11 protein-coding genes are annotated in these 12,896 nt (G+C 32.7%); 3 read left to right on the plus strand and 8 right to left on the minus strand.

Features of this window, described 5'->3' with window-relative positions:
• Positions 1-38: 38 nt before the first annotated feature.
• The 3 genes from Q4487_RS08435 to Q4487_RS08445 form a co-directional block, all read right to left on the minus strand.
• Positions 39-404, minus strand: coding sequence for a hypothetical protein (locus tag Q4487_RS08435; protein ID WP_100894122.1), 366 nt, complete (start codon positions 402-404; stop codon positions 39-41).
• A gap of 66 nt (positions 405-470) precedes the next feature.
• Complete coding sequence (gene galE / locus Q4487_RS08440) at positions 471-1,487, minus strand: UDP-glucose 4-epimerase GalE (protein ID WP_100894123.1); 1,017 nt, start codon at positions 1,485-1,487, stop codon at positions 471-473.
• A gap of 17 nt (positions 1,488-1,504) precedes the next feature.
• Positions 1,505-2,659, minus strand: coding sequence for a DegT/DnrJ/EryC1/StrS aminotransferase family protein (locus Q4487_RS08445; RefSeq protein ID WP_303540109.1), 1,155 nt, complete (start codon positions 2,657-2,659; stop codon positions 1,505-1,507).
• 92 nt (positions 2,660-2,751) lie between these two features.
• On the opposite strand from Q4487_RS08445, the gene Q4487_RS08450 reads away from it, so the two are divergent.
• Both Q4487_RS08450 and Q4487_RS08455 read left to right on the plus strand, forming a co-directional pair.
• A complete protein-coding gene (locus Q4487_RS08450) occupies positions 2,752-3,993 on the plus strand; it encodes a 3-deoxy-D-manno-octulosonic acid transferase (protein ID WP_303540108.1) in 1,242 nt (413 codons plus the stop codon).
• A 78-nt stretch (positions 3,994-4,071) separates the two neighbouring features.
• A complete protein-coding gene (locus Q4487_RS08455; protein WP_013621187.1) occupies positions 4,072-4,197 on the plus strand; it encodes a hypothetical protein in 126 nt (41 codons plus the stop codon).
• A gap of 128 nt (positions 4,198-4,325) precedes the next feature.
• Here Q4487_RS08455 and Q4487_RS08460 read toward each other — a convergent pair whose 3' ends face one another.
• The 4 genes from Q4487_RS08460 to Q4487_RS08475 all read right to left on the minus strand — a co-directional run bounded on the left by Q4487_RS08460 (position 4,326) and on the right by Q4487_RS08475 (position 10,665).
• The gene (locus Q4487_RS08460) at positions 4,326-5,771 is read right to left on the minus strand and encodes a TolC family protein (RefSeq protein WP_303540107.1); all 1,446 of its coding nucleotides are present in this window, start codon (positions 5,769-5,771) and stop codon (positions 4,326-4,328) included.
• On the minus strand, positions 5,764-9,015 hold the full coding sequence (locus Q4487_RS08465) for an efflux RND transporter permease subunit (protein ID WP_303540105.1): 3,252 nt from the start codon (positions 9,013-9,015) through the stop codon (positions 5,764-5,766). Before Q4487_RS08465 ends, Q4487_RS08460 begins: the two co-directional genes overlap by 8 nt.
• 23 nt (positions 9,016-9,038) lie before the next feature.
• Positions 9,039-10,121: an efflux RND transporter periplasmic adaptor subunit gene (locus tag Q4487_RS08470; RefSeq protein ID WP_303540103.1), complete on the minus strand. Its 1,083-nt coding sequence runs from the start codon at positions 10,119-10,121 to the stop codon at positions 9,039-9,041.
• 142 nt (positions 10,122-10,263) lie between these two features.
• Complete coding sequence (locus Q4487_RS08475) at positions 10,264-10,665, minus strand: hypothetical protein (protein ID WP_303540101.1); 402 nt, start codon at positions 10,663-10,665, stop codon at positions 10,264-10,266.
• Positions 10,666-10,805: 140 nt separating this feature from the next.
• Here Q4487_RS08475 and Q4487_RS08480 point away from each other — a divergent pair, with 140 nt between their 5' ends.
• Positions 10,806-11,408, plus strand: coding sequence for an alpha-ketoglutarate-dependent dioxygenase AlkB (locus Q4487_RS08480; protein ID WP_303540099.1), 603 nt, complete (start codon positions 10,806-10,808; stop codon positions 11,406-11,408).
• Between the two features lie 62 nt (positions 11,409-11,470).
• Here the strand turns inward: Q4487_RS08480 and Q4487_RS08485 are convergent, their stop codons facing one another.
• Positions 11,471-12,676 carry a thioredoxin domain-containing protein gene (locus tag Q4487_RS08485; RefSeq protein WP_303540097.1) on the minus strand — a complete coding sequence of 402 codons (1,206 nt, stop codon included), beginning with the start codon at positions 12,674-12,676 and terminating at the stop codon, positions 11,471-11,473.
• Positions 12,677-12,896: the final 220 nt, after the last annotated feature.

A 12,896-nucleotide genomic window follows, 5' to 3' on the forward strand; every position in this document is an offset into this window, starting at 1 on the left:
AATAGGCCGCTTAAAAAACTTCTTAAATACAGGTGTACTTAGCTAGAATATTGATTTTTATACCACACTTTTTGCCACTCTCTTTTTAAAATTAAAAAAGCTACCTGATCTGCTACTTCTACCGCATCTGTAACTTGTATTTTTTTAAGAGTTTGCTCAGGTATATCTATAATGTAAAGCAGATTTAAATATTCTGTAAAACGCTCTAAAAGTAGTTGGTAAATTTTTTCTCGTAATGCAGCAGTTAATTCTTGCGGAGAAATTGTATTGTTTTCTTGTAACAAGCTAAAGTCTATATTAGCTAAACTAAAGTCTTTTTGCAGTTGAGCAACCAAGTTATTATATAAGTTTTGGTTACTTACAGTAGTTAAAAGAGTGTCGGTATCTGGATAATTAAATGTCATCTCTTTTATGTACGCACAAAAAGAAAGTATGGTTTATTTCTAAACCATACTTTACTATTTTTAACACTATTTTCTAATTTTTTGCTCCCAGTCCCAGGCAGATTTCATAGCTTCATCCAAAGTAGATTCTGCTTTCCAACCTAAAACGGTATTTGCTTTTGTGGTATCTGCATAGGCAGTAGTAATATCTCCTGGTCTACGGTCTACAATTTTGTAATTTAATTTTTTGCCAGACACACGCTCAAAACTCTGTATTGCCTCTAACACAGAACTTCCTGTTCCTGTACCAACATTAAAAACCTCATAATTACTATCATTATTACCAGCAATTAAACGTTCTAATGCTACTACGTGTGCTTTTGCTAAATCTACAACATGAATATAATCTCTAATACAGGTACCATCTGCAGTAGGGTAATCTCCTCCAAAAACAGACAATTGCTCTCTAATACCAGCTCCTGTTTGTGTAATAAAAGGAACCAAATTCTGCGGTACACCAATAGGTAATTCGCCTATTTCTGTGCTAGGATGTGCACCCATAGGATTAAAATAACGCAATGCTATTGCATTTAAAGCAGGTACAACTTTACACGTATCTCTTATTATTTCTTCGCCCATTTGCTTGGTATTACCGTAAGGAGACTCTGCCTCTTTAACTGGCGCACTCTCTGTAATTGGCATTTTATCTGCCTGGCCGTATACTGTACAAGAAGAACTAAAAATAAAATTAGCTTTCTGCATACCAGACAACTCTTGCAATAAGTACACTAATGTTCCTATATTGTTTTCATAATACAGTAATGGTTTTTCTACACTTTCACCTACAGCTTTAGATGCTGCAAAATGTATAACACCAGCAATATTAGAATGACGTTTAAAAAAATCTTGAACCTTAGGTTTTTCTTTTAAATCGAACTTTTCAAAAGTTGGTTTTGTACCCGTTATAGCAACAATACCATCTAGCACTTTTTCTGAAGAATTAGATAAATCATCAATAATAACGACTTCAAAACCCTTGTTTTGTAATTCTACCACAGTGTGCGAACCAATAAAGCCTAATCCGCCAGTTACTAATATTTTCATCTATTTCTATATTTTGGTTAGTTATTTAAAAACTCTAAAACCGCATCTGTGATGTATGTAATTTGCTCATCATCTAACTCGGTATGCATTGGTAAAGAAATCACTTCTTTTACAAGTTGGTTTGTAACAGGAAAATCTGCTTCATTATACCTACTATCTTTATATGCTTTTTGCAAGTGTAGTGGAATTGGGTAATACACACCACAAGGAATATCTTTAGATTGCAAATGTTTTACAAGAGCATCTCTGTCATTGTTTTTTATTTGCAATGTATATTGATGAAATACGTGACAATCACAAACACAAGTATCAGAAGAACAACATACTGCCATTTTAGGTGTAACAATATCTTTATGGTTTGCTAAAGCCATAGAGTACTTTAATGCTGCAGCTCTACGTTTTTGGTTGTATGTATCTAAATTGGGTAGTTTGGCTCTTAAAACTGCCGCTTGTATAGAGTCTAACCTAGAGTTTACACCAACAACATCATGATGGTAACGCTCGTACATTCCGTGATTTACAACACCTCTTAATGTATGGGCTAACTCATCATCATTTGTAAAAATAGCACCACCATCTCCGTAAGCGCCTAAGTTTTTAGAAGGAAAAAAAGAGGTTGCAGAAACGTGTCCCATTGTACCAGCTTTTTTCTTTACACAATCTTTACCAATATAACTTGCACCAATAGCTTGTGCATTATCTTCAATTACATATAAATTGTGTTTTTCTGCAATTTCTAAAATAGCATCCATATTTGCACATTGCCCAAATAAATGTACAGGTACAATTGCCTTAGTTTTTGGCGTAATTGCTTTTTCTATGGCAACAGGGTCTATGTTAAACGTATCTGGTTCAACATCTACCAAAACAGGCGTTAATTGCAGTAATGCAATAACCTCAACTGTAGCCGCAAAAGTAAAATCTGCAGTAATAACCTCATCACCTGGTTGTAAACCAAGACCCATCATTGCAATTTGCAAAGCATCTGTACCATTTGCACAAGGTATCATATGTTTAACACCTAAATAGTCCTCCATTTCTTTTTGTAATGCGTGTACTTCCGGACCATTAATAAATGCTGATGTCTCTAATATCTGAGCTATAGAAGTGTTTACTTGCTCTTTTATATCTTGGTATTGACCTTTAAGGTCTACCATCTGAATTTTTTTCATTACCTTAATTTGAAAGGTAAATTTACAAAAATACCAATGGGCAACAATGAAATTAATGAAAGAAACGTATTTTTACGGCAAATAAACATTAGGTGCATCTTTTATATAACATTGTAGTACATATTGCCTCATTTTTAGTTAAAATTATAGCCAATTTTAATCCAAAAATTAAACTCTTTGTTCAGGGCCGTAAAGACATTTACAAGAGATTAGAAAAAAGTATACACAAAACAGATAATGTAATTTGGATACATACTGCCTCTTTAGGAGAATACGAGCAAGGCCTACCTATTATTGAAAAAACAAAAGAAGAATACCCTACTTATAAAATTGTAGTTACCTTTTTTTCTCCCTCTGGTTATGAGGTTAAAAAAAATGATGACATTGCAGACGCTATTGTTTACTTACCATTAGACACGCTAAAAAATGCAAAGAAATTTATAGCAGCTGTAAACCCTAAACTTGTCATTTTTGTGAAATATGAGATTTGGCCAAACCACCTTAAAATTTTAAAAGAAAAACAAATACCTACACTTTTAATTTCTGCTTACTTTAAAAAAGAGCAATCGTTTTTTAAATGGTATGGCGGGTTTATGCGTAAAAGCCTAACTGCTTTTACACACTTTTTTGTGCAAGACAACCACTCCAAAGAGTTACTAAAAAATATAAATTACAACAACTGTACAATTGTTGGTGATACTAGATTTGACCGTGTTTCTAAAATATTAGAACAAGACAACACATTGGACTTTATGAGCAGTTTTGCACAAAACAAAACCTGTGTAGTAGCTGGTAGTACTTGGCCAAATGGGCAGTTATTTTTATCAACCTATATAAATAATACAACTGTAGAAAACGTACAGTTTGTAATTGCCCCACACAATATTATTGACTCTCAAATACAAGAATTAAAAAATAGTATACAAAAAAAAGTAGTTTTATTTTCTGAAATTAATGGCAGAGACATTTCTTCTTTTGATGTTTTAATAATTGATACCATTGGTATTTTAACCAAAGTATATAGCTATGCAAACATTGCTTACGTAGGTGGTGGTTTTACAAAAGGTGGTTTACACAATACTTTAGAACCTGCTGTTTTTGGAGTTCCTATTATCATTGGCCCTATTTATAAGGGCTTTAAAGAAGCTGAAGATTTAGTCCAACTAAAAGGAATTTTACCTACTGCAAACCAAAATGAATTTACGGATACTTTAAACCAGCTAATTTTAAAAAAGGAATATTACAACACAACAGCAGTAATTAATAAAAATTATGTTGCTAAAAATATTGGCGCTACAGAAAAAATAGCATCATACATAGCCACACTACTCTAAAATACAACTTGCTGATTTACAGTTGCTAAAATTGTTAAAGTCGATTTTAATTTGTAAATTACTAGAAACTATTGAGATATGAAAGAATTAACTGTTGGCACAAAAGTCTTAAACAGTTTCCTAGGCGCAATGGTTGTTGTACTTATTGCAATATTAATTGCCGTTGTAGGATGCTTAATTTTGGCTGCCGTAGGTGTCTTATAAAAAAGACATAAAAGCACTTTCCCCACGTCTTGTTTTTGAATTTAGCTTTAAAACGCTATAAATTATAATAAAAAAAAGCCCTTCATTTTAGAAGGGCTTTTTCGTTGAAAAAGTAGAGAACTAAAAAACTAATTCCATCCGCCACCTAAAGCATGGTATATGTTTACATGCGCTAGCATTTGTGCTTTTTTGGTTTCTACTAGTTCTATTTTTGCCTCTAAAGCATCACGCTGTGTTAGTAATACCTCCATATAATCTGCTCTTGCAGACCTAAATAATTTATTAGAAATTTCTATGGACTCTGTTAACGCATTTACTTCTTGCTGTTTTACCTCAAAACTTTTTTTAAGGTTTTTTATGTTAGACAATTGGTTTGTGGTTTCTATGTAACCGTTTAAAATGGCCTTTTCATACTCGTACACCGCTTTTATTTGTCTTTTGTTTGCATTTTTATAAGCAGCCTTAATAGCATTACGGTTTATTAGTGGTGCAATAACATCACCAACAACATTATAAAGTACAGACTCTGGTGTTCTTGTTAAAAATTTAGGCTTAAAAGCCTCAAAACCTACTCCTGCTTTTATACCAATTGAAGGATAAAAATTAGCCTTGGCTACTTTTATGTTCAACTTATTAGCCGCTAACTCATATTCCGCACGCTTAATATCTGGTCTGTTTTGTAGCAACTGACTTGGTATACCTGCGTGTACAGGATTAGTAAAAATTTCTACAAAATTTGTTGTGGTTCTTTTAATATGCTTAGGATAGGATCCCATTAGAAAACAAATTTTATTTTCTGCCTCTGTAATCTGTTGCTGTATTTGATATCTAGAACTTTGGTTTTTTAATACCTCAGCCTCAAAACGTTTAACACCCAATTCTGTTGTTCTAGCAGCTTGTTTTTGCAGCTTAACAATTTCTAACACATTATTTTGAATAGCTATATTCTGGTCTATTATTTTAAGCTGATTGTCTAAAGCTAAAAGCTCATAGTATGAAGAAGCAATTTCAGAAACCAAATTAGTTACCATAAAATTTTTCCCCTCTTCTGAAGCTAAATATTCTAGTACAGCAGCTTTTTTAGAGTTTCTAAGCTTTTTCCAAACGTCTAATTCCCAAGATGCAACAGCTGCTACTTGATAATTGGGTAATGGCTCTGGAAATTCTTCTCCCTCTCTAATATCTGTAGTAGCGTCATTAGCACCTTGACTAGTGTAACGCCCCACTTTTTCTACCTCTGCTCCTGCCTGTATGTTTACAAATGGTAAATACTCACCTTTTCTAACCATAATTTCATTTTTAGCCACCTGCACTTCTTGCAACATAATATTTAGCTCTTGGTTGTTTACCAAAGCGGTATCTATAATTGCTTTTAAATTGGGATCAGAAAAATACTGATCCCATTTCATAACAGCAGAATTTACAGTGTCTGTAGTTGCGTTATTATATACAGTTGGCACTGTAGTATTTTCATTTTTTATTTCTCTTGTTGGAACGCAAGAGTATACTACTAAAAATGAAACCAACACAAACACATGTACAAACCTTATTTTTAATAATTTGATGTTACTCATTTTTATTATTTTTTCTTAATTTATTTAGAATTCTTGTAAGCTTGTTAATACTTTTTGTATTAGCTTTTGTTTGACTTTCACCTTCTGATATTTCAATAAGTTCTTCAGATAGTGGTGCTGTTTCTTCATCTTTTATAAGACTACGACCATCTGCCATTTTTGCAAATACATAATACAAACCAGGAATTACAAGCACTCCAAAAACAGTACCTATAAGCATACCTCCTAAGGCAGACCCACCAATTGTTCTGTTTCCTATTGCACCTGCTCCGCTAGCAATTATTAACGGAATTAAACCTGCTACAAAGGCAAAAGATGTCATTAAAATTGGTCTAAACCTCATTTTAGAACTTATAATAGCCGCATCTAAAATAGAAGCTCCTTCTCTTCTTTTTTGAACAGCAAACTCTACAATAAGCACGGCATTTTTACCTAACAAACCAACCAGCATTATCATACCAATTTGTGCGTAAACATCATTAGAAAGTCCCATCAATTTTAATAAAAAGAAAGAACCAAAAATACCCACTGGTAATGATAGTATTACGGCTAACGGAAGTAAAAAACTTTCATACTGCGCTGCCAACACTAAGTATACAAACACTAAAACAATGGCAAAAATGTAAATAGACTCGTTACCTCTACTGGCTTCATCATAAGACAATCCTTCCCAAGCAACATCATAACCACGAGGTAAAGATTCTTTAGCTACTTCCTTTATTGCATTAATAGCATCTCCACTAGTATAACCAGGAGCCGGAAGCCCTCTAATTGCAGCAGAATTATACAGGTTATACCTAGTAATTTCATTAGGACCAAGACCTTTTTCTATGGTCATAAACGCAGAATACGGTACCATTTTACCTTCTTCACTCTTTACAAAAAGCTTTTCTAAATCTGATGGTAGACTTCTATATTCTGGAGCTGCTTGTGTATACACTTTAAAGAACCTACCAAACCTAATAAATCCTTGTTCATAGGTACTACCTATTAAAATATTTAGGTTTTCCATAGCTGCACCAATAGACACTCCTTTTTGCATTGCTGCTTTATTATCTATTTTAAGTTTATACTGCGGATAATTAGCTGCGTAAAAAGTAAACAAACCACTTAATTCTTTACGCTTACCTAAAGCCTCCATAAAGTTGTTGTTTATTTTCTCGAACTCGTGATAATCTGTACCATTGGTTTTATCTAATAAACGCATAGAAAATCCGCCAGAAGAACCAAAACCAGGAACAGCGGGAGGCTCAAAGTACTCTATAATTGCGCCTAAATCTTGTGTTTCCTCTTCTAACTTTTCCATGATATCGTGTACAGAGTTTTCTCTTTCTGACCACGGCTTAAGGTTAATTAAACACGTACCAGAGTTAGATCCACGACCTTCTGTCATAATTTCATATCCTGCCAAAGAAGAAACAGATGCAACACCTTCCATTTCTTCACAAATAGCTTGTAGTTTTTTAGCAACTTCATTGGTACGCTCTAAAGTTGCACCCGGAGGTGTTTGTATAATAGCGTATATCATCCCTTGATCTTCATTAGGAATGAAACCTGCCGGCAGCACTTTGTTTGTTACAAAAATACCTACACAAAAGGCTATTAAAATACCAAAAGTCACAACCCTTCTGTTTACTATGTATTTTAAAAAACCAACATACTTCCCTGTTAATTTTTCAAAACCATTATTAAACCAATCTATAAATTTATCTATAGGCGATTTCTTTTTAGGTTTACCATGATTATTTTTAAGCATCATAGCACATAAAACCGGAGTTAAAGTTAATGCTACAATAGCAGAAATTACAATTGCCCCAGCCATTGTTATAGAAAACTGTCTATAGAAAACACCAACTGGTCCACTCATAAATGAAATTGGAATAAAAACCGATGTCATTACCAAAGTAATTGCAACAATGGCACCACCTAGCTCACCAAGCACAGCATAAGATGCCTTAAATGGTGTTAAGTTTTCTTCTTCCATTTTAACGTGCACACCCTCTACCACAACAATAGCATTATCTACCACAATACCTATGGCGAGTACCAATGCAAATAGCGTAATCATATTTATAGACAAGCCAAATAATTGCATTATAAAGAAAGTACCAATTAAAGATACTGGCACTGCTATAATTGGAATTAAAGTAGATCGCCAATCTCCTAAAAACAAAAACACTACAATAGCTACAAGAATAAAGGCATCTCTAAGTGTATGCAATACTTGCTCTATAGAAGCATCTAAAAAATTAGAGACATCATAACTAATTTTATAATCTATTCCAGGAGGTAAATCTGCCTTTAACTCCTTTAGTTTATCTTTTACAGATGCTATTACATCACTACCATTACTACCAAAGGTTTGCTTTAACACAATAGAAGCAGATGGCTTACCATCTAGATTAGAATAAATATCAAAAAACTCACTACCAAGCTCTACATCTGCAATATCTTTTAGTTTAAGAATTTCACCTTCTTCATTAGCCTTAATAATAATGTCTTTATACTGGTCTGGCTCACTATACCTATCTTGGTACACCAATGTATATTCTAATGATTGTGATTTTTTACCAGAGCTTCTACCAATTCTACCAGGCCTTGCCAATATACTTTGCTCCTCCATTGCTTTTAGCACCTCTTCTGCAGATACATTATAGGCTCGCATACGGTCTGGCTTTAACCACACACGCATAGCATACTTACGGCTACCTAAAATTTTAGCACTTGCAATACCATCTATACGCTGTATTTCGGGTACCATTTTTGTGTAGGCATAGTTGTATAAAAACTTTTCGTCTGTATGCTTTTTATTACTGTATAAGTTAACATACATAAGCATACTAGGCTGCACAGGAGTAATAATTACACCTTCACGCTGTACTAATTCTGGTAGTAAAGGCATTACTTGATCTACACGTGTTTTTATCTTAACTACAGCCTCACTTGGGTCTGTACCTGGTTCAAAAATTACACGTAAAGTTCCTTCACCAGCACTTGTAGCATCAGAAGCAATGTAACGCATACCTTGTACTCCGTTTATAGAAGTCTCTAAAGGAACTAAAGTTGATTTTACCAACACATCTGCACTTGCTCCAGGATAAGCAATAAAAATATTTACCGTGGTTGGTGCAATTTGTGGAAACTGAGATATGGGCAATTGGTTTATTGCTAACAAACCTGTAAATATTATAATTACAGAGATAACAATAGCCAATACCGGTCTATGTATAAATTTACTAAACATATTTTTATAGTTACATTTTGTAATTACTCTGCGTACAGATCTAATTTGTTTAACACCTCATTAGGCTCTAAAAACTTTGTATGTATTTTTTCGTTGTTTTTTACCATACGCAAACCTTCTAATAAAATTTCATCTTTAGTAGATAGGCCTTTACTAACTATAAATAAGTTTGGTAAAGTAGCTTCAATTTCTATTTCTCTTTGTTTCACAACTCCGTCTACATTTATAACATATACGTAGCTTTTATCTAAGATTTCAAAGATTGCTTTTTGTGGTATTAACAAAGCATCATCAAAAGGTACAGACATAAGCACACTACCTGTTTCTCCATGTCTTAATATTTTATCTGGATTAGGAAATGTTGCTCTAAACGCTATATTACCTGTTTGGTTATTAAACTCACCCTCTATTGTTTCTACAATACCAGACTGGTTAAACATTTTGTTGTTTGCCATAATTAAACTAACCTCCTTGGCTCTTGCTTTTCCAGTGTTGGTAATATAATCTAGATACTCTGCTTCTGGCACATTAAAATACACCCACATTTTACTATTGTCTGATAAGGTGGTAAGTTTTTCACCTTCATCTAAAAGGCTACCTTCCCTAACCTCTAAATGATCTATAATACCATCAAAAGGAGCTCTTATATCTGTAAATCCTAAATGTGTTTGTGTTAAAAACACCTCTGCTTTAGCTTTATCATATTCTGCTTTAGACATTGCTAATTCATTTGCAGAAACCACATTACTATCTGCTAGTAGTTTTGTGTTTTTGTATTCTATTTCTGCTACTTCTGCTTCTGCTTTTGCTTTTTGCAAATCTGCCTGATATACGTTTGGCATTATATTAAATAGTTTTTGACCTTTTTTTACAAACTGACCTTCATCTATAGAAATATGCTTTAAATAACCTTTTTCTAAAGCTCTTAATTCTATATGGCGAATAGAATGAATTTGACACACGTAATCTTTTTTAATAACAGTGTCTTTTTTAATAGGATTGGTCACAAGAAATGTAGATTCCTCTTTCTTTTCTTCCTTTTTAGACTCACAGCTGGCAAAACAAAGCACAAGCAATAGGCCTATGAGTGTAGAAGTTCTCCTCATAATACGATTGATTTTTTTAAGTAATTGATTGTTAAAATTTGGCAGAAGCACGTAGCTATTTTATACGAGCTATGCCGTTGTCATTAGACAAATAAAAAAGTGGTGTTTAAAAGCAACAGTGGTTTAGCTGCCTTTTAGTTTTCTAAATTAGAAGTACTTGATATCTAATATAGGTTTTAGCTGCATTTTGTAGTATAAAATGAGCTAGTGTATTTGTTTTTGTAGGTTTTAAACAAGATAGTCCAAAGTTTTTTGCATAAAAAAAGGCAACTTTAAAATTGCCATTGTCTTTACTTATTTTTTCTGAAGCAATATTTTCTGTTACTTCTTCTTCATCTACTTCTATTACTTCTGCAGCAAAGTCTTTATGTTGCTCTATAATAGGTAACCCCAACTCTGCACCTAATGTATTTACAGAACTTACTTGCTCATTAACATTTAAAATTGCGTTGTTATCTGTTGTGGTACTAGCATATAAGTTACCCAACATTGTAATAAACAATGCCAAAAGGATATTAAACTTATTTTTAAATGCTACTTTCATACAAAGTGCAAAATAATGCGACACAAATTTACTGGGCAAAATTTTACTGTTAATAAACGTTAAAACATATTTTATTTTTAAAATAGTCATATTACAACCAATTAAAATTCATTGATTATTTTTATACTTAGATTTTAGATATGGACTTATTTAATACAGACATACAAAAAAACATACTTCCTTTTGATGGTGAAGTGTATTATTACGGACCAATACTTTCTATAACTAAAGCCCAAGAGTATTACAATTATTTACTTAGCAACATACAATGGGAGAATGACAAAGCTGTTATTTTTGGAAAAACCATTACAACAAAGCGTAAAGTAGCTTGGTATGCTACAAATCCGTTTAGTTATACCTACTCTAAAATTACTAAAACAGCTTTACCGTGGACAAAAGAACTACTAGAACTAAAAGATTTAGTAGAGATAAAAACCGGAGAAACATTTAACTCTTGCCTATTAAACTTATACCACACAGGAGAAGAAGGTATGGCTTGGCATAGCGATGGCGAAAAAGATTTAAAAGAAAACGGAGCAATAGGCTCTTTAAGCTTTGGCGCAGAACGTAAGTTTAGTTTTAAACACAAAGAAAACAAGCAAAAAATAGACATTAATTTAGACAGAGGAAGTTTATTGGTAATGACAGGCACTACACAAAAAAACTGGTTACACAGACTACCACCAACAAAAAAGGTAAGTACACCCAGAATAAATTTAACGTTCAGAACTATTATAAAATAAAAAAAACCTTCCAGTTTCCTGAAAGGCTTTTATAATCTATTTTAAAACCTAGTATATAAATACTACAAACTATCTATTCCGTTTTTAATGCTAGTTACAGAGGGATGATCGTTTAAACCACCGGCTTTTTCATTGGTTTCAAAAAATACATTAAAATGTTTTAATGCTTTTTCTTTATTACCTGCTTTTAAATACAATTTAGAAAGCAATAAATTACCCATTATTAAACCATCATTACCAGCAATCATTTTATGCCCCAATTGTAAAGCTCTATCTAACGGCTCTTTAAAACCATTAAATTTAGGGTTTGCATATACTTCATTTCCTATATCATGCAATTTATACACATAATTAGGTTTGTTTTTAAATTCTTCTGCCTCTTCTAATTTTAACTCAAACCATTTGTCAAAATCTTTTTGAGACAAATAAAAAGTATATACTAAACCTTTCTCTAAACTAGTCTGGTATTTAGATACATTGTCTTTTTTACACAATTCAATTTCTGTATTTAATTTTTCTATAGAAGAACAAGTACTAGCTATTTTGTTTAAGTGTCTGCTTATAGCTCCGTTTAAAACAGAAAAATACTGAGTAGAATCTACCTTATTTAACAGCTTAGCTTTATTCTCTAAAACGTAATTATACTCTTTAGATTTATATGTTACACCTGCATTAGCAACAACCTTAAACATATCTTTATTTGCAAATTTTTCAATTGGCAAACTAGCCAATAATTCTTTAGACACCTGTGCACTTTTTCCTTTATTGTACGCTTCATCTAAACTCTTAATGTAACTTAAAACAAAGTCTAAATCTCTATCTCCGCTTGCATAACGTGCAGCTACACTTGTACTTCTTTTATTGGGATCTAGAGCATCTTTTCCTCCTTGTATTAAATCATTAGCCTGTTTACCGCCCACCATTTTATGCACAACTTTTCCGTTAGCATTTAAAAACAGTAACGTAGGAAAAGCAGTAACCGTGTATTTGGATGCAATACCAATACCCTCGCCTTTTTCACAATCAATTTTTATACTCACAAAATTTTCATTAAAAAATTCCCCAACCTTCTCTTGCGGAAAAATTTCTTTTGTCATCCACTTACAAGGCCCACACCATGTAGTATATGTGTCTACAAAAACTAATTTATTTTCTTTTTGCGCCTTGTCTAAAGCCTCTTGTAAAGTACCGTGCTCAAAATTAATTCCCTGAGAGAAAACTGTAATGGTCATTAAACCAAATAAAAGTAAAACTGCTATTTTTTTCATATTGTTAGGTAGTTATTTACTTAATTCTAAATTAAAATTAAGTGAGTTAGTTCGTAAAAAATTATAATACGTATACCCCTATGAAGCATTTTAACCACCTGCCCCTTGTTAAAAAATGTTAATATTGCTTTATCCCTAACAAACTAGCAACTATTTAAACCTCTTAAACCAAAGATTTTAAAACCAAAAAAGCCTCTCAGTTTCCTGAAAGGCTTTTTGT

The sequence above is a fragment of the Cellulophaga sp. 3_MG-2023 genome (assembly GCF_030546975.1).
In the GTDB taxonomy this organism is placed as follows: domain Bacteria; phylum Bacteroidota; class Bacteroidia; order Flavobacteriales; family Flavobacteriaceae; genus Cellulophaga.